This window comes from Sulfuriferula sp. AH1 (assembly GCF_002162035.1).
Lineage (GTDB): Bacteria > Pseudomonadota > Gammaproteobacteria > Burkholderiales > Sulfuriferulaceae > Sulfuriferula.
In genome coordinates this window covers 327669-345554 of record NZ_CP021138.1, presented here as the reverse complement: position 1 = coordinate 345554, position 17886 = coordinate 327669, and the positions used below count along the sequence as shown (strand labels likewise).

General features: G+C 54.3%; 15 protein-coding genes. 11 read left to right on the top strand and 4 right to left on the bottom strand.

From position 1 onward, the window contains the following. Positions 1 to 13 precede the first annotated feature (13 nt). From pilB to yacG, 6 genes are all read left to right on the top strand, one after another. Complete coding sequence (pilB, locus tag CAP31_RS01795; protein ID WP_087445971.1) at positions 14 to 1735, top strand: type IV-A pilus assembly ATPase PilB; 1722 nt, start codon at positions 14 to 16, stop codon at positions 1733 to 1735. 53 nt (positions 1736 to 1788) lie between these two features. Further along, entirely contained in the window at positions 1789 to 3015 is a 1227-nt protein-coding gene (locus CAP31_RS01790) for a type II secretion system F family protein (protein WP_087445970.1), read from the top strand. Between the two features lie 19 nt (positions 3016 to 3034). Then, on the top strand, positions 3035 to 3892 hold the full coding sequence (locus CAP31_RS01785) for an A24 family peptidase (RefSeq protein ID WP_087448208.1): 858 nt from the start codon (positions 3035 to 3037) through the stop codon (positions 3890 to 3892). After that, positions 3889 to 4509: a dephospho-CoA kinase gene (coaE, locus tag CAP31_RS01780; RefSeq protein WP_087445969.1), complete on the top strand. Its 621-nt coding sequence runs from the start codon at positions 3889 to 3891 to the stop codon at positions 4507 to 4509. The genes CAP31_RS01785 and coaE overlap by 4 nt, the downstream gene beginning before the upstream one ends. A 106-nt stretch (positions 4510 to 4615) precedes the next feature. Continuing rightward, positions 4616 to 5335 carry a cell division protein ZapD gene (zapD, locus tag CAP31_RS01775; protein WP_255377122.1) on the top strand — a complete coding sequence of 240 codons (720 nt, stop codon included), beginning with the start codon at positions 4616 to 4618 and terminating at the stop codon, positions 5333 to 5335. After that, positions 5332 to 5520, top strand: coding sequence for a DNA gyrase inhibitor YacG (gene yacG / locus CAP31_RS01770; RefSeq protein WP_087445967.1), 189 nt, complete (start codon positions 5332 to 5334; stop codon positions 5518 to 5520). The genes zapD and yacG overlap by 4 nt, the downstream gene beginning before the upstream one ends. A 1-nt stretch (position 5521) precedes the next feature. Here the strand turns inward: yacG and rpiA are convergent, their stop codons facing one another. Then, positions 5522 to 6184, bottom strand: coding sequence for a ribose-5-phosphate isomerase RpiA (gene rpiA, locus CAP31_RS01765; RefSeq protein ID WP_189836665.1), 663 nt, complete (start codon positions 6182 to 6184; stop codon positions 5522 to 5524). 117 nt (positions 6185 to 6301) lie between these two features. On the opposite strand from rpiA, the gene ilvA reads away from it, so the two are divergent. Beyond that, positions 6302 to 7828, top strand: a complete 1527-nt coding sequence (gene ilvA, locus CAP31_RS01760; RefSeq protein WP_087445965.1) for a threonine ammonia-lyase, biosynthetic — start codon at positions 6302 to 6304, stop codon at positions 7826 to 7828. After that, positions 7829 to 9772, top strand: a complete 1944-nt coding sequence (locus CAP31_RS01755) for a transglycosylase SLT domain-containing protein (RefSeq protein ID WP_087445964.1) — start codon at positions 7829 to 7831, stop codon at positions 9770 to 9772. Here the strand turns inward: CAP31_RS01755 and bioA are convergent. Next, positions 9769 to 11085 carry an adenosylmethionine--8-amino-7-oxononanoate transaminase gene (gene bioA, locus CAP31_RS01750; RefSeq protein WP_087445963.1) on the bottom strand — a complete coding sequence of 439 codons (1317 nt, stop codon included), beginning with the start codon at positions 11083 to 11085 and terminating at the stop codon, positions 9769 to 9771. The two genes, CAP31_RS01755 and bioA, sit on opposite strands and share 4 nt — an antisense overlap. Positions 11086 to 11239: 154 nt before the next feature. Between bioA and trxA the strand changes: the two genes are divergently transcribed. Both trxA and rho read left to right on the top strand, forming a co-directional pair. Beyond that, the gene (trxA, locus tag CAP31_RS01745; protein WP_087445962.1) at positions 11240 to 11566 is read left to right on the top strand and encodes a thioredoxin TrxA; all 327 of its coding nucleotides are present in this window, start codon (positions 11240 to 11242) and stop codon (positions 11564 to 11566) included. Positions 11567 to 11688: 122 nt separating this feature from the next. Beyond that, complete coding sequence (gene rho, locus CAP31_RS01740; protein WP_087445961.1) at positions 11689 to 12951, top strand: transcription termination factor Rho; 1263 nt, start codon at positions 11689 to 11691, stop codon at positions 12949 to 12951. 53 nt (positions 12952 to 13004) lie between these two features. Here the strand turns inward: rho and CAP31_RS01735 are convergent, their stop codons facing one another. Then, the gene (locus CAP31_RS01735) at positions 13005 to 14228 is read right to left on the bottom strand and encodes a murein transglycosylase A (RefSeq protein WP_087445960.1); all 1224 of its coding nucleotides are present in this window, start codon (positions 14226 to 14228) and stop codon (positions 13005 to 13007) included. Between the two features lie 47 nt (positions 14229 to 14275). Here CAP31_RS01735 and CAP31_RS01730 point away from each other — a divergent pair, with 47 nt between their 5' ends. Beyond that, the gene (locus CAP31_RS01730) at positions 14276 to 14524 is read left to right on the top strand and encodes a hypothetical protein (protein ID WP_087445959.1); all 249 of its coding nucleotides are present in this window, start codon (positions 14276 to 14278) and stop codon (positions 14522 to 14524) included. Positions 14525 to 14562: 38 nt separating this feature from the next. Here CAP31_RS01730 and CAP31_RS01725 read toward each other — a convergent pair whose 3' ends face one another. Next, positions 14563 to 17793: an EAL domain-containing protein gene (locus tag CAP31_RS01725; protein WP_087445958.1), complete on the bottom strand. Its 3231-nt coding sequence runs from the start codon at positions 17791 to 17793 to the stop codon at positions 14563 to 14565. Positions 17794 to 17886: the final 93 nt, after the last annotated feature.

Here is a 17886-nt window from a genome sequence, read left to right as displayed (position 1 = left end):
ACTATTCTAAAACATGTCAGCCACTTCATCTCCGATTCTACTAACAGGTCTCGCACGCGCTCTGGTCAGTCAGCAATGGCTTACCGAGGAGGAAGCCGAGGCCCTGATGAAGCATGCCAAGAGTAATAATGAGAGCTTTGTTACCCAGGTACTGAACACCAAAAAAATCAAGTCGCTGAAACTGGCGGAATTTGCCGCGACCCAATTCGGCTTTCCCTACTTCGACCTGAATGCAATCGACCCCGAGGTCATCCCTAAAAAGGTCCTCGATTCCAAGCTCATTCAGCACCGGCGTGTCGTGGCACTGTACCAGCGCGGCAACCGGTTATCGGTAGCGGTCTCCGACCCGACCAATCTGCAAGCCATCGATGAAATCAAGTTTCAAACCAATCTGGCCGTCGATATTATCGTTGTCGAGGATGATAAGCTCGGCAAACTGGTCGCCCAGATTGGCGAAAGCGAAAACAACACGCTGGCCAGCCTGGATGCCGAAGATATTGATCTGGATTTTACCGATGATGAAGCCATCGCCAAAGCCAAGGCCAATGAAGCCGAGACGGCGGACATCGATGACGCCCCTGTCGTACGCTATCTGCAGAAGATATTGCTGGATGCGATCAATGACGGCGTGTCGGATATTCACTTCGAGCCTTATGAAAAATTTTACCGAATTCGCTATCGACTGGACGGCGTCCTGCGTGAAATTGCGCAACCCCCGTTAGCCATCAAAGACAAATTATCCTCCCGCATCAAAGTCATTTCCAAACTCGACATCTCGGAAAAACGCGTGCCGCAGGATGGCCGCATGAAACTGGTACTGTCCAAAAACCGTGCCATCGATTTCCGTGTAAGCACCCTGCCCACCCTGTACGGCGAAAAAATCGTCATGCGGATTCTCGATCCCACCAGTGCCACACTGGGCATTGACGCATTGGGCTATGATCCCGATCAGAAGGCCTTGTTACTGAATGCGGTGCAGCGTCCTTATGGCATGGTACTGGTAACCGGACCCACGGGTAGCGGCAAAACCGTGTCGCTCTACACCTGCCTGAACATACTTAATCAGCCGGGTGTCAATATTGCCACCGCGGAAGACCCGGCAGAAATCAACCTGCCCGGCGTCAACCAGGTCAACGTCAACGACAAAGCCGGACTCACGTTCTCTGCCGCACTGAAATCCTTCCTGCGCCAGGATCCGGACATTATTATGGTGGGCGAGATACGCGATCTGGAAACCGCCGAGATTGCCATCAAAGCGGCACAAACTGGCCACATGGTATTATCGACGCTACATACCAACGATGCCCCATCAACGCTGACGCGTCTGATGAACATGGGGATTGCACCATTCAACATAGCATCCAGTGTTATCCTGATTACCGCCCAGCGACTGGCGCGCAGATTATGCAAATGCAAACAGCCAGCCGACATCCCCAAAGCCGCGCTGCTGCGTGCAGGATTTGGTGAAGAGGAACTGGACGGCAGCTGGCTGCCATACCGTGCCGCAGGCTGTGATATTTGCAAAGGGACGGGATACAAGGGGCGAGTTGGCATTTATCAGGTCATGCCGATCACAGACGTAATGACGCGCATCATCATGAGCAACGGCAACGCCATCGACATTGCGGATCAGGCGCGACGCGAAGGCGTCAGGGATCTGAGGCGCTCGGGACTGGATAAAGTCCGTTCAGGACTAACCTCGCTGGAAGAAGTCGAATCGGTGACTAACGAATAACCCGGTACTTACACGCCGCAACTCAATAACGAAATAGAATTCGGAGACTCAGCATGGCTGTCGCAAAAAACGTTAAGGCACAAAAAGAAATTGCATTTAGCTGGGAAGGCACGGACAAGAGCGGCAAAAAAGTACAAGGCGAAATGATCGCCGGTGGCGAAGCCGTGGTCAGCTCCACGCTACGCCGCCAAGGCATCAACGTCAAAAAAATCAAGAAAAAGAGCTCATTCGGCGGCGGCAAAAAAATCACCCCTAAAGATGTCGCCCTGTTCACACGGCAACTCGCCACCATGATGAAATCCGGCGTACCGCTATTGCAGGCGTTCGACATTGTTGCCAAAGGCCATGCCAATCCGGCAGTACAAAAATTGCTCATCGACATCAAAAGCAATATCGAAGGCGGTAATAGCCTGAGCAAATCCTTTGCCAAATATCCGCTGTATTTTGACACCTTATATGTCAATCTGGTCGATGCCGGTGAACAGGCGGGTATTCTCGACGGCGTGCTGGATCGTCTCGCGACCTATCAGGAAAAGATCCTCGCTATCAAAGGCAAAATCAAATCGGCTTTGTTCTACCCAATATCCATCATTGTTGTGGCATTCGTCATTACTGCGATCATCATGCTGTTCGTAGTTCCCGCCTTCAAGGAATTATTCAGCAGCTTTGGTGCCGACTTGCCAGCACCAACGCTGATCATGATGAGCATTTCCGACTTTTTCGTCCGTTACTGGTGGCTGATCTTCGGTTCTATCGGTGGCGGGTTCTGGTTCTTTTTCTACACCTGGAAACGCTCAAGGAAAATGCAGGAAGTCATGGATCGCGCGCTGCTCAAACTGCCGATTTTCGGATTAATCCTGGAAAAAGCAGCCATCGCCCGCTGGACCCGCACCTTGTCTACCATGTTTGCCGCCGGCGTTCCTCTGGTAGAAGCGCTCAGTTCAGTCGCTGGCGCAGCAGGCAATATCGTCTATTACCACGCCACGCTAAAAATCCGTTCGGAAGTCAGTACAGGCACCAGCCTCACCATTGCCATGCAAAATAGCGGTATTTTCCCCAACATGGTGCAGCAAATGGTAGCCATCGGCGAAGAATCCGGTGCACTGGACTCCATGCTGGGGAAAGTTGCCGATTTTTACGAAGCCGAAGTAGATGATGCGGTGGCATCAATCTCCAGCCTGATGGAACCCGTCATCATGGTAGTGCTGGGCGGCCTGATTGGCAGCATGGTTATTGCCATGTATCTGCCGATCTTCAAAATGGGCAGTGTGGTCGGCTAATTACAAAGGTTTTCAGCATATGCTCGCTTTAATGCAAGCCGACTCCCGGCTATTCACTATCGCATGCGGGATAGTGGGCCTGCTGGTCGGCAGTTTTCTCAATGTGGTCATTTACCGCCTGCCCAAAATCATGGAGCGCGAGTGGCGTGAACAATGCGCCGAACTCAGCGGCCAACACCTGCCGGAGCAAACCCCATACAGCTTGTCCGCCCCTCGTTCCACATGCACATCGTGCGGACACAAGATCAGCGCGACAGAGAATGTTCCGATACTCAGCTACCTGTGGTTGCGAGGCAAATGCGCGGGTTGCGGTATGCGCATCAGCCCGCGCTACCCGGTGGTAGAAGCAATCACCGGGATATTGTCCGCGGCGGCCGCCGGTTATTTCGGTTTTGGTCTCGCCGCCGTGGCCGCGATTATTTTCATCTGGGCATTAATCGCACTTACCTTCATCGATTTCGACACTCAATTACTGCCCGACAGCATCACCCTGCCATTATTATGGTCAGGCCTGTTTTTCAACCTGCAAGCCACGTTCGTGCCACTCCAATCGGCCGTCATCGGCGCAATCGCGGGTTATCTGAGCTTGTGGGGAATATATTGGCTATTCAAACTCGCCACCGGGAAAGAGGGCATGGGTTATGGTGACTTTAAATTGCTGGCAGCAATCGGTGCATGGTTAGGCTGGGCCATGTTACCGCTGGTGATTTTATTATCCTCTGCTGTAGGCGCAATAATCGGCATCATCCTCATCATCCTTGCCAAACAAGGACGCTCGGTACCTATCCCCTTCGGCCCGTACCTTGCTGGAGGAGGGATCATCGCCTTGTTTTGGGGCAAGGATATTCTGCATAGCTATTTAGCGACGCTGACATGAGCTTCATTGTCGGCTTGACCGGTGGCATAGGCTGCGGCAAAACCACGGTTAGCCGGATATTCGCCGAACTCGGCGCTGTCATCATCGATACCGATGAAATAGCCCACTCGCTCACGCAGCCCGATGGCCTCGCCATGCCTGAAATCGCCCGGACATTCGGTGAAAACTACGTTGCCCAGAACGGCGTCCTGGATCGACCGCGTATGCGCAAGCTTGTGTTTAACGATACCGACGCCAAGCACCAACTGGAAGCCATCCTGCACCCCCTGATCTATCAGGCCGTCACTGCAGCAGTCGCATCGCACCCCGACGCCACCTATATTCTGCTGGTTGTACCGCTGCTCATCGAAACCAGACGTTATCTGGATATGGTGCAACGTATTCTGGTAGTGGATTGCGACGAACAGCAACAAATCAGCCGCGCTATTGCGCGCAGCGGTTTAAGCGAAGACGCTGTGCAGCGCATCATGCAGAACCAGACTACACGACAGCAAAGACTGCAATTCGCGGACGATGTCATTCTGAATCGAAACTCGCTCGAATTTACCCGGCAGCAAGTCACCGAATTACATCGACTTTATCTCGCCCAGGCGCAAAGTTTTCATGCTACGCATTAGTATTTGCCAACTTAAACCTTATCATGTCAGAATCCGATATGCATCTTCAGCTTGCAATTAATCAGCCTAACTTGTGATTCACTACGAATACCCACTCAGTGAGCGTGTGCGCACCTTACTTCGACTCGAGAGCTTGTTTCATAAGGCGCTCTATTTCGTTACGCTTGATGACCCGCTCCCTCACCATACCGCTCTGCTCGCCATTTTCGAGATTATCGAAGTCGCCGCCCGCGCCGATCTGAAATCCGACATTCTGCAAGAACTGGAACGGCAACGCCAGAGTTTGGAATCATTGCGTCGCAATGCCGCAATAGATCAGGACAAGCTAAGTGAGATACTGACCGAGATTAATCACTGTTTGAAATCCATCCACGGTCTTGCCGGGAAACTGGGACAACATCTCAAGGAATATGAATGGCTATTAAACGTCAAGCAGCGCGCCGGCATTCCCGGCGGCACTTGCGGATTCGACCTGCCCGCCTATCATTATTGGCTGCACAGCACGACCGCAAAACGCCGTGATGACCTGAACGCATGGATTACCCCCATGCTGCCCATCTATCACGGGTTGAGCGTGGTATTAAAACTGCTACGCGAGAGCGGTCTGCCACAGCCAGCCGTGGCAATCAAAGGCGCCTATCAGCAGATGCTGGGCGGACGCAATGCACAATTGCTCAAAATCAGCCTTAACCAGGCGCTGCCCTGCGTACCTGAAGCCAGCGCCAACAAGTATGCGCTTAGCATTCGCTTCATGGCCGTCACTCAGGAACGCCCCAGCCAATGCACCGAAAACATTGAATTCAATCTGACATTCTGCAATTTATGAAACTGCCCGCCATTGTCAAATGCCCGACTTGCCAAGCCCCTGTCGAGTGGGTACCGGCCAACAGCTATCGGCCGTTCTGTTCAGAACGCTGCCGTCTGATCGATTTAGGGCAATGGGCGAACGAGGCTTACAGCGTACCGGTCACCAGTTCCCCGGATCAGGACGCCGATTCCTCACTCAGCTGAATCAGCCGCCTGCTTGCATGGTTTTCACACCATCCGCCGTACCCAGCAACAACACATCTGCCGGACGTTGCGCAAACAGTCCGTTCGTCACCACACCCACAATCTGATTCAGGGCCGTTTCCAGCTCCACCGGGTTCATGATACTCAGACCATGCACATCCAGAATCACATTCCCGTTATCTGTCGTGAAGCCTTCACGCAAACGAGGTTGGCCGCCTAATTTGGTCAACTCGCGTGCGACATAGCTGCGTGCCATCGGTATCACTTCCACCGGCAACGGGAAACGCCCCAATACATCGACCAATTTGGACGCATCGGCCAAACAAATGAATTTTTTGCTGCAGGCCGCAACGATCTTTTCACGGGTCAATGCACCACCGCCGCCTTTAATCATGTGCATATGCCTGGTGATTTCGTCTGCGCCATCCACATATATTTCCAGTTCGCCGACATCATTCAACTCGTAAACGGTAATGCCATGCCCTTTTAAACGTTGCGCGGTGGCTTCGGAACTGGCGACAGCGCCATCAAAACGGCCTTTTACATTAGCCAGCTCATCAATAAAAAAATTAGCCGTGGAACCGGTACCTACCCCGATAATCCCTTGCGGCACGTAATCGATTGCCGCCCGCGCCACAGCCTGTTTCAATTCATCTTGCGTCATTGTCATCCCCGCTTCGCTTACACATTACAAAAACAAAGAGGATAACCATAAATTAGAATTTTCACAAATGGCGCAAGGTCTGTTAATCTTGAGGTTCTGTTCGACATAGACCGCATCATGGCAAATAACGATCTTTCTCACGACTACCTGGCTGATATTCTGACCGCACGCGTTTACGACGTAGCCATTGAATCCCCTCTGGAACTGGCGCCCAACCTGTCGGCACGTATTGGCAACAACATCTATCTGAAGCGTGAGGATCTGCAACCGGTATTTTCCTTCAAATTGCGCGGCGCCTATAACAAGATGGCAGGACTATCCGCAGATGCATTGGCCGCAGGCGTGATTACCGCGTCCGCCGGCAACCATGCCCAGGGTGTAGCATTGGCTGCGCAGAAGCTGGGCTGTCGTGCGACCATCGTCATGCCCACCCCTACACCGCAAATCAAGGTCAATGCCGTCAAGGCGCGCGGCGCCGAAGCCATCCTGGTGGGCGACACCTACGATGACGCCTACGCCTACGCCAGAAATCTGGCGGAGACATCGGGCGCAACCTACGTCCACCCCTACGACGACCCGGCGGTCATTGCCGGCCAGGGCACCGTCGCGATGGAAATCCTGCGCCAGCACGGCGCACCTATCGACGCGGTGTTCATCCCGGTTGGCGGCGGCGGCCTGATCGCTGGCATGGCGGTATATATCAAGCGTCTCAAACCCGGCATCAAGGTGATCGGCGTCGAACCCGAGGACGCCGACGCCATGGCGCGCTCGCTGTCGGCACAGCAACGCGTACTGCTATCGCAAGTCGGGATTTTTGCCGATGGCGTTGCAGTCAAACAGGTAGGCGAAGAGACCTTCCGCCTGGCGAGCCTGTACGTAGACGAAATCATCCGTGTCGACAATGATGCCATCTGCGCGGCAATCAAGGATGTATTTGAAGACACACGTTCCATCCTGGAGCCGTCCGGCGCCCTGTCCGTTGCCGGCGCCAAGATATGGTGCGCGCGTGAGCAAATTTCCAACAGCACTGTCGTCGCCATTGCCAGCGGCGCCAACATGAATTTTGACCGGCTGCGCTACATTGCCGAGCGCGCCGAGCTTGGCGAGCGCCGCGAGGCCATACTCGCGGTCACCATTCCGGAAACGCCAGGCAGTTTCAAGGCATTTTGCACCCTGCTGGGCACGCGCAACATTACCGAATTCAACTACCGTTACGCCGATAACCAGGATGCTCATGTCTTTGTCGGCGTACAAGTACCTAACCGTCAGGCAGCAAACGATCTGGTAACCATGCTGCAAGCCAACCAGCTGACCACCGTCGATCTGACCGACAATGAAATGGCCAAACTGCACGTCCGCCATCTGGTCGGCGGTCACGCACCGCAAGTCGAACATGAGCTGATTTATCGTTTTGAATTTCCCGAACGTCCGGGCGCACTGATGCGCTTCCTGAACGCGCTGAGCCAGAACTGGAATATCAGCCTGTTTCACTACCGCAATCACGGCGCAGACTACGGACGCGTACTGGTGGGCATACAGGTGCCACCGCAGGAACAACCCGATTTCCATGCTTCGCTGCACCGTCTCGGCTATCCATATTGGGATGAAACCGACAACGTAGCTTACAGACTGTTTTTAAATTAGATGCGTTTTCTTTTTGTTTGCTTCATCCTGACCGTCAGTTTATTTGCCCGCGCCGACGACGGCAATGATTTCGTTGCCGCGCGCGAGGCTTTTCGTACCGGGCAGATCCAGCGCCTGCCGGACTACGCACAGCGCTTGCAGAATTCGGTATTGCTGCCGTATGTCCAATACTGGTTGCTCAGCTCACAACTCAAAACCGCACGTCCGGATGACATACGCTATTTTATCGCTCGTAACAGCGACACCCCGTTATCCAACAAACTGCGTAGCGACTGGTTGCGCCTGCTCGGGCAACAGCAGGACTGGACGACCTATCTGGATGAATATCCGCTGGCGGTCAACCCGGACTTGAGCCTGCAGTGTTATGCGCTGCAGGCGCGAATTGCACAAGGTCAGCTGCTCGCACTCAAGGACGGCGTGACATTATGGTTCACCGGCAAGGAAATGCCGACCAGTTGCGACGACCTGTTCAGCACACTGATCGCCAGACAATACATCAGCGAGAACGACATTTGGCAGCGTATCCGCTTGTTGCTGGAGAATAACAATACCAACACGGCGCTGACGATTTCGGCTTATCTGACCAAGCCAGCCCAGCTGGATCCCAAGCTACTGCGTATCGCCAGCACCGCGCCGGAAGCGCTGCTCAATGGCAATCGGCTGGATTTACGTCAGCGCGGGCAACGCGAACTGGCGCTCTACGCCATCAACCGTCTGGCCCGCAACAATGCCGACACTGCGGCCCAACAATGGGAGAGAATCAAAGCCGCTTTCTCCGTCGACGATCAACACTACGGCTGGGGACAAATCGCCCTGTACGGCGCCCGCCAGCATCTTCCGGCAGCGCTGACCTGGTTTGACAAGGCCGACGACAAGGAACTCAATGACGAACAGCGTGCATGGCAAACACGCACCGCACTGCTCGCCGGGAACTGGACAAAAGTCCAGAGCAGCATTCTGGGCATGCCTGACAACGTCCGCAGTGAAGCTGCCTGGCGCTATTGGCTGGCGCGCGCCTACAAGTCCCAAGGCAAAACCTACCAGGCCAATACACTGCTCGCACCGCTATCGCGGGAATATAATTTCTACGGCTTGCTGGCCGAAGAAGAGCTCGGTCCGGCAGCAGGCAACCCTGTCATTAATTTCAACGTAGCCGGCGATGAAGTTGCCGCCATCGGCCGCATCTCCGCCATCCAGCGTGCTCTGCTGTTATACCAGCTTGACTACCGCACCGAAGCCAATAACGAATGGAATTGGGCGACCCGCAACTTCGACGACCGTCGCCTGCTGGCAGCGGCAGAATTCGCCCGCCAGCAGAACTGGCTCGATCGCGCCATCAATACCGCCGACCGCACCCAGCAATTGCACAACTTCGATCTGCGCTTTCTTGCGCCGTACCGCGACACCGCCCGTCGCTATGCAAAAGAATACGGACTGGATGAAGCCTGGGTGTACGGACTCATGCGTCAGGAAAGCCGCTTTGTCAGCCAGGCCAGATCAGGGGTAGGGGCTGCCGGCATCATGCAGATCATGCCCGCCACCGCACGCTGGATCGCCAACAAGCTCGGCATCCATCATTTCCAGACCGAACACCTGCATCAACTGGAAACCAATATGCAATTTGGCATGTACTATCTCAAGACCATCGAGCAAAGCCTGGATAACTCGGACGTGCTCGCAACCGCTGCATATAATGCCGGACCCGGACGGGCGCGGCGCTGGCGCGGTGAAAAAACCATGGAAGGCGCGATTTACGCCGAAACCATCCCGTTCAGCGAAACCCGCGACTATGTTAAAAAGGTCATCGCCAATGCGGTATTCTATGCGCGACGCTTTAATCAGCCTGAAATCTCGATCAAGGCACGGTTAGGCATCATCGCCGGTTCTGCCAGTCCACCTTTATGCGGAGGCAGCAATGAGAATGCGCCGAATTGCGATAACTAGGCTGTGACTGTCGTCTGGTTCAGTGCAATCAGGCTGCCGTTGACCAATTGGTCGATTTCCGCTTCACTGATCACATAGGGCGGCATAAAATACACCGTATTGCCAATCGGACGCAGCAACAATCCCTGCTCCAGTGCCGCCAGATAGAAATCGCGAGCAAAATCCGGCTTCGCGCCAACCACATCAAACGCCCAGATCATGCCGGTACGGCGGAAATTGGCTACCAGCGGATGCTCGCGTAGCGGCATCGCCGCCCGGTCCAGGTAATCTGCCTTGCTGCGATTAGCCGCCAGCACCTGATCCTGCGCAAAAATATCCAGCGTCGCCAGCGCAGCGCGGCATGCCAACGGATTACCGGTATAGGAATGCGAATGCAAAAAACCGCGTGCGGTGGAATCATCGTAAAATGCGCTGTAAATATCATCGGTAACCAGCACCGCCGACAACGGCAGATAGCCGCCGGTAATCCCCTTGGACAAGCACATCATATCCGGCCTGACAGCGGCGTGCTCGCACGCGAACATGGTGCCGGTACGGCCGAAACCGACCGCAATTTCATCGGCGATCATATGCACCTTGAATTCGTCGCACAGTTGCCGCATCCGGGTTAAATACGCCGGATGGTACATCGCCATTCCCGCTGCACCCTGCACCAGCGGCTCGACGATGACCGCGGCCACCTGCCGGTGATGTCGAGCCAGATAATCCGCAAGATCCTGAGCAGCACGCAAAGCGTACCGCTCTGCCGATTCGCCCGCTTCCGCCAGCCGCCAGTCGGGACTCATCACCTGAGCACTCTGCCTTAACAAGGGCGCGTAGGTATCCTTGAAAATCGCGACATCCGTTACCGACAGCGCCCCCAGAGTTTCACCGTGATAACTGTTTTTCAGACTGATGAATTCGGTTTTCCCGCCTTGGCCATGATTGCGCCAGTAATGGAAACTCATTTTCAGTGCAATTTCGGTGGCCGATGCGCCGTCCGATCCATAAAATGCATGCCCCAGACCGGTCAATTGCGCCAGCCGTTCCGACAACGCCACCACCGGGGCATGCGTGCAGCCAGCCAACATCACATGTTCGATCTGATTCAGCTGATCGCAGATAGCGGCATTGATGTGCGGATTGGCATGGCCGAACAGATTGACCCACCAGGATGAAATCGCATCGATATAAGCATGTCCGTCCACGTCGTATAACCACACGCCCTGCCCCCGTGCAATCGCCAGAGGCGGCGTTGCGATTTGCTGCTTCATTTGGGTACAGGGGTGCCATACCGCAGCCTGGGTACGTTGAATCAAATCAGATTGTGCCATTACACTGAATCCTAAAAACCCGCATTGGAACATTTTAATGAAATTTGGCGCATCGCTTCACATTTAGCCATTTTTTAGTTAGCATACACGCATACTTCAAAACGCATTCGCGTGCTTATCTGATATTTTACCTATTAAACTCAGCGAGGATTCCATGAGCGAGCATATTCATTACGTTACTGACGACACTTTTGAGCAGGAAGTGCTGCAATCCACCTTACCCGTACTGGTGGATTACTGGGCTGACTGGTGTGGTCCTTGCAAAATGATTGCCCCGATACTGGATGAAATTGCAAAAGAATACGCAGGCCGTCTGAAAATCGCCAAACTCAATATCGATGAAAACCAGTCTACCCCTCCCAAATTCGGCATCCGCGGCATCCCTACCCTGATGATTTTCAAGAACGGCAACGTCGAAGCAACCAAAGTTGGCGCCCTGTCAAAATCACAACTCACCGCTTTTGTTGACAGCAACATTTAATTACATTATCCTGCGCCTGAGCCTATCCGAATAGCAGCAAAAAATCTAAATTCGGACATCAGGCGCATCTCTCCCCTATTTGTTTTCAACTTGCCTAGTGATTAGGCTTAGAGTTTTCCTACATGCATTTATCTGACCTGAAACAACTTCACGTCACCCAGCTAGTTGAAATGGCGACGACCAATTCGATTGAAGGTGCCAACCGATTACGCAAGCAAGAGCTGATTTTCGCACTGCTTAAAAACCAGGCTAAAAAAGGTGTCAGCATTTATGGCGAAGGCACGCTGGAGGTACTCCCGGACGGTTTCGGCTTCCTGCGTTCACCGGACACATCCTATCTCGCCAGTCCGGATGATATTTACATCTCGCCTTCGCAGATCCGCCGTTTCAACTTGCATACCGGCGACTCCATCGAAGGTGAGATCCGCATCCCCAAAGACGGCGAACGTTACTTTGCTCTGGTCAAGGTCGATAAAGTAAATAGCGAACCTCCGGAAAATGCCAAAAACAAGATCCTGTTTGAAAACCTCACCCCGCTGCACCCTACCCAACCCTTGCTCCTCGAGCGCGACATCCGCGCTGAAGAAAACATCACTGGCCGCATCATCGACATGATTGCACCTATCGGTAAAGGTCAGCGCGGCTTGCTGGTAGCCAGCCCGAAATCAGGCAAAACTGTGATGCTGCAGCATATCGCACACGCCATCACCAGCAACCACCCCGACGTCATCATGATCGTTTTGCTGATCGATGAGCGTCCCGAGGAGGTTACCGAAATGACGCGCTCCGTACGCGGTGAAGTCGTGGCCTCAACTTTTGACGAACCGGCCACCCGCCACGTGCAGGTCGCCGAAATGGTCATCGAAAAAGCCAAGCGTCTGGTAGAACACAAGAAAGACGTGGTGATTCTGCTGGATTCGATCACCCGTCTGGCACGCGCCTACAATACGGTGATCCCATCGTCGGGCAAAGTGCTGACCGGCGGTGTGGATGCCAATGCATTGCAGCGTCCCAAGCGCTTCTTCGGCGCCGCCCGCAATATCGAGGAAGGCGGTTCGCTGACCATCATCGCTACCGCGCTGGTAGAAACCGGCAGCCGTATGGACGACGTGATTTTCGAAGAATTCAAGGGCACCGGCAACATGGAGATCCATCTGGATCGCCGCATGGCCGAGAAGCGCCTGTACCCTGCGATCAACGTCAACCGTTCCGGCACCCGCCGTGAAGAATTGCTGATCAAGGCCGACATCCTGCAGAAAATCTGGGTACTGCGCAAATTACTCTATCCGATGGATGATCTGGAAGCGATGGAATTCCTGCTCGACAAAGTCAAAGCCACCAAAAACAACGCGGAGTTCTTTGACTCCATGCGTGGCGGGCGCTGATAACAGCGCACTTGTTGAATTAACCGCTGGCGTCCCCAGCGGTTAATCCGGCTTCAACGGCTTGCCACGGTTCCCGGCACGGCCATCGTCTTAGGCAACAACACCCACATCTGCCCGCTTTGCTTCATCATTCCTGCCTGTTTGCCTGCTGCATCGCCAAATCCCCAGAAATAATCCGCGCGCACATTGCCGCGTATGGCGCCGCCCGTATCTTGCGCCAATACCAGACGATTCATCGGCACATTTGACGACGGCTCGGTCGTTGCCAGCCAGACTGGCGCGCCCAAAGGAATGGCACGAGTATCCACGGCGATACTGCGGCCAGCAGTAATCGGCACACCCAATGCTCCCAGGGGACCGCCATTGCTATTCGGCAATTCCTTGAAAAACACGAAGCTGGGATTCTGCTCCAGCAGTTCGGGCAGCTTATCCGGATGTTTGCCGCCCCAGGCCTTGATACTTTGCATCGAGGTCTGATCCAGACGCAACTCACCGCGATCCGCCAGCACGCGCCCTATGGAACGATAGGGATAACCGTTCTGGTCAGCGTAACCCACGCGCATCATGCTGCCATCCGGCAACTGGACGCGCCCCGAACCTTGCACTTGCAGGAAAAACGCCTCCACCGCATTGTCCACCCATACCAGCTCGTCGCCCGCCAGCGGCGTTTTTGCGCCATCTATATCGGCACGACTCAGATAAGGCACGACTTTATTACCCTCCAGCCGCCCGCGCAGCCGCAGATTTCTGAGTTCAGGGTATACACCAGACAGGTCTATGGTTAACAGGTCTGCAGGCGCCTTGTATAACGGAATCGGATAAGCTGCCGACGGCGTACGGCTGCCATGCAGCAGCGGCTCGTAGTAGCCCGTCATCAGGCCGCCAGTACTGCCATCGGCCTGCAATGACTGATACACATTGAACCAGTTCTGAAAGAAATCTCGCACCGCTTCATTCGTTGCGGGTTTCGAATCCTGAGCGGCGGCACATACCGCCTGCCACTCAGGCTTCGCTTTCAATGCTGCACAGGACTGCAGCCAGCTGTCCCATGCCGCCAATACCTGATCATCATTCCAGCCAGGTAACGCATTCCAGTCCGCAGGCTGCAGATTTGGCGTAACCGCCGGAACTGGAGGCGGCGTAACGGCAGTCGGCGCAGTCGGCGCAGGCGGGGCCGGCGTACAGGGCACGGGAGCGGCCACCGGGGGCGGCACGGTGGCGCAACCGCCAAGCAGCAGCACAAAAGCAATGAAATTGACACGAGTTATATTAGTCATGCGAAAATACGAAAGAGACGTTAATTACCCAAGAGTATAGCAAAATCATGCCGAGTGTTTATCAACCCGTACCGCGTTTCTATCTGGAGCGGCTCACCATTGCTGCAATGTGCAACGAAGCCATGGATTTACACTGGCATGACGAAACCAGTCAGTTGAATTACATGGCGTCTGTCTGGCCGCTGGAAATTGTGGATCAGGATCAGGCCGAATACCTGCTGGCACGCAATGAAACCGGGGAAAGCGTACGCATCAGGCTGGATCTGATCCGCAATTTCCCGACACCGGTAAAATAACCGCCCCACGCATAAAACAAGAAACCAACAGAACTGCTTCAATGCAGATTAAGCGCTACCGTCCGCTGCAAATTACCCAGCGATATCAGCACCTTGTCTTTCAGTAGCATCAATTTTTCACTCATCGCCTTTGCGGCCTCTTTTTCACCGCGCGCATTTAAGCTCACGATTTCCATGCCGACCTGATGCACCTCGGCATGTATTTTTTCCAGCGCCGCGAATTCAGGCAACCGACCGTAGCGCTGCCTGCCTACACCATAATACCAGTGGCCAAAGCGACACTGGTGATGATCGACCAGTTCGGATTTTGGCAGCGTAAGCGGCGAATCGAATACCGATGCCACTACCTTTTTCACCCAGGATAAATGGTCATGCTGCGCAACCAGCAGAGGGAAATCCGACAAATCCCAATGTGTATCAGACCACACGGCCCAGCTGGGATCCGGTTTGTATTGCCGGACCCAGTCCATCACCTTTGCTGCCGGCATCGGATGCGCGATGCCATAGCCTTGCGCCAGATCACACCCCAGGCGCATCAGCAACACGCCATGCTCGGCCGTTTCCACTCCCTCGGCAATGACCTCGCTGCCGAATACGCTGGCAAGGCTGATGACCGCCTCGACCAGCGCCAAGCCTTCTTTATCCACCAGCATATCACGCACAAAAGACTGATCGATTTTGAGCACATTGGCGGGCAAGCGCTTGAGATAAGTCAGCGAGGAATAACCCGTACCGAAATCGTCCAGAGCAAAACTCACGCCCAATTTCCGACAACGAACGACCATGTCATGAGCATAGCCCAGATCGCCCAGCGTTGCCGATTCCAGGATTTCTATCTGCAACAAATTCGACGGCACATGCGGATAAGCCGCCAGCAATGCGCTCAGCCGTTCGCAAAAATCGCTGCGCTGGAAATGCAAGCCGGCGATATTGACACTCACCGTCCATTCCTGGCCCAACGCCATCCATGCCTCGACTTGCTGCAGCGCATGGGTGATGACCCATTCGCCGAGTTCGACAATCAAATCGGTTTGTTCGATCAAAGGCAGAAATTCCAGCGGCGGCACGATGCCGCGTTCTGGATGATGCCAGCGTATCAGCGCCTCCATGCCCACCACCTTGCCGCTGCGCATGTTTACCTTGGGCTGATAGTACAGACAGAATTCGTCGTCGAGCAATGCCTGGCGCACCCGCTCGATCTTGCGCAGACTGGTTTGCGCTTCCATATTGGAAGCAAGATCGAACAGATAATAGCGGTTGCGCCCGGCCTGCTTGGCCTGATACATCGCCTGGTCGGCGTGCCGCAGCAGGGTATCGGGATCGGCGTCATCGAGCGGGTACAGTGTCATGCCGATACTCGCATTGATTTTGACGTCTTCATTGCCGATACGATAGGGTGCAGCCACCATGGTCAAAATCCGGTGGACAGCCAGTTCCACTTCGTCCATGTCACCGAACTCGTTCAGCAGCAATACAAATTCATCACCTCCCAAACGGGCTACGGTATCCTCCCCGCGTACCACGCCGGTCAACCTATGCGCCACCTCGACCAGCACTGCGTCGCCCGCTTCATGCCCGAACAGATCGTTAATCGGCTTGAATTCATCCAGGTCCAGCAAGCACACGGCTGTCAGCGTACTGTTACGGCGCGCATTAGCCAGCGCACGGACGAAACGGTCATTCAACAGGGTACGGTTGGGCAAATTGGTTAACGCATCATGACCAGCCTGCCAATGTACGGCCGACATCAGCCGGTGTTTTTCAGTCACGTCATGGAAAACCAGCACGCACCCCACCATATTGCCGTCACTCATGCATATCGGCGCAGCAGAATCCTCGATATTGTATTCAATTCCCGTACGCGAGATCAGCACGAGATTCTCCATCAAACCCACCACGTGTTTTTCCCGCACCACTTTTCTCACCGGGTTATCCGCCGGCTGACGCGTGACCTCGTTCACGATATTGAAAATCTGCTCGATCGCCATGCCGATTGCCTCGTTCGCCGACCAGCCAGTGAGTCGCTCTGCGATCTCGTTGAGGAAGGTAACCTTACCCTCGATATCAGTCGTCATGACCGCGTCGCCTATCGACGCCAGCGTCACTTCGGCACGCTCCTTTTCCAGCTGCAGCGCGGTTTCCAGCTGCTTGCGTGCAGTGATATCGAAATATATCGCCTGATAGCGCTTGGGCTGATGCGTCCCTTCATCCAGAATGGGTACGATAGTGCTATACACCCAATACAGACGCCCATCCCTGGCACGATTACAAATCTCTCCGTGCCAGATTTTCCCCCGCCCGATGGCCTGCCACATTTTGTCGAAAAAATCCGGCGCATGCATACCGGAATTCAGCATGCGGTGATTCTGCCCGAACAGCTCATCGGGCGTATATCCGGATACCATGCAAAATTTGTCATTTACAAACATGATATTGCCGGCAAGATCGGTTTCGGCGATGATCGCAGCGGCATCCATTGCGCGACGCTGTTCCTGATACGCAAAATTTTGCGCGGTGATCTGCTCCAACTGCGCAGCTTGTGCCGCCTCGCGCTGGTGCAGCTCGGCAATTAACAGACCGAGACGCTTGTTGCCGTCATTGAAAGCACGCACCAGCCCGCGCAATTCCGGGGCTCCGCGTTCACGCACCTGCACGTCATGCTTGCCGCGTTTCATCGCGTCCACCGCCACCACCAGACGGTCCAGTACAATCAGATTGCGCCGCAAAATAAAATAGCTGGATAACCAGATCAATAGCAGTGCGACGAATGCGAACTGCGCCAGTCGCACGAACTCTTTCCATATCGAATTCAGTTCATGCGCCGGATTAAGGACGATCCGCAGACTGCCATATTCCTGCCCGGAAATAGTGATCGGCTGCATACTGCGCAACGCAGGAATGCTGGCCCAATGCACGAACCAGTCAGGGGCGCGCGCAACCACAGGCGCAGGATCGACGACACTGATCACCATACCACGGTAACGCCATTCCAGTTTCAGCAGATCAGGGCGTAATCGGACTTGGTTCTGCAATAACTGTCTGATGCCGGAATAATCACCGACAATAGCCTGACCCCCTACTGCGGGCACGATCAGCTCACGCAATTCATGCACGGTCTGATGGGCACGCCTGTTGCCGTCAGCCTGTTCCTGCGCCATTTGCACGGCCACCATCAATACTGAAGTAATGATGATCACGCAAGTGATCGCCAACAGCAATCGTGACAATAGTCCCAGATGTTGCCAGAAACGCATAGAGAGTTTGATCATAAAACCATTATTCGTTCGCTAATACGGCTAATGCGGCACAACATGAAATTAAAGACGGATGCGCGACACTCTCCCACTGTTATTGGCTTGATC

Excerpts from the sequence above, each read along its gene's own strand:
- ilvA (WP_087445965.1), top strand. The coding sequence starts at position 6,302 with ATGGCAAATAACGATCTTTCTCACGACTACCTGGCTGATATTCTGACC.
- CAP31_RS01730 (WP_087445959.1), top strand. The coding sequence starts at position 14,276 with ATGCCGAGTGTTTATCAACCCGTACCGCGTTTCTATCTGGAGCGGCTC.
- CAP31_RS01790 (WP_087445970.1), top strand. The coding sequence starts at position 1,789 with ATGGCTGTCGCAAAAAACGTTAAGGCACAAAAAGAAATTGCATTTAGC.
- pilB (WP_087445971.1), top strand. The coding sequence starts at position 14 with ATGTCAGCCACTTCATCTCCGATTCTACTAACAGGTCTCGCACGCGCT.
- rho (WP_087445961.1), top strand. The coding sequence starts at position 11,689 with ATGCATTTATCTGACCTGAAACAACTTCACGTCACCCAGCTAGTTGAA.
- CAP31_RS01735 (WP_087445960.1), bottom strand. The coding sequence starts at position 14,228 with ATGACTAATATAACTCGTGTCAATTTCATTGCTTTTGTGCTGCTGCTT.
- bioA (WP_087445963.1), bottom strand. The coding sequence starts at position 11,085 with ATGGCACAATCTGATTTGATTCAACGTACCCAGGCTGCGGTATGGCAC.
- CAP31_RS01725 (WP_087445958.1), bottom strand. The coding sequence starts at position 17,793 with ATGATCAAACTCTCTATGCGTTTCTGGCAACATCTGGGACTATTGTCA.
- trxA (WP_087445962.1), top strand. The coding sequence starts at position 11,240 with ATGAGCGAGCATATTCATTACGTTACTGACGACACTTTTGAGCAGGAA.
- rpiA (WP_189836665.1), bottom strand. The coding sequence starts at position 6,184 with ATGACGCAAGATGAATTGAAACAGGCTGTGGCGCGGGCGGCAATCGAT.
- CAP31_RS01755 (WP_087445964.1), top strand. The coding sequence starts at position 7,829 with ATGCGTTTTCTTTTTGTTTGCTTCATCCTGACCGTCAGTTTATTTGCC.
- coaE (WP_087445969.1), top strand. The coding sequence starts at position 3,889 with ATGAGCTTCATTGTCGGCTTGACCGGTGGCATAGGCTGCGGCAAAACC.
- yacG (WP_087445967.1), top strand. The coding sequence starts at position 5,332 with ATGAAACTGCCCGCCATTGTCAAATGCCCGACTTGCCAAGCCCCTGTC.
- CAP31_RS01785 (WP_087448208.1), top strand. The coding sequence starts at position 3,035 with ATGCTCGCTTTAATGCAAGCCGACTCCCGGCTATTCACTATCGCATGC.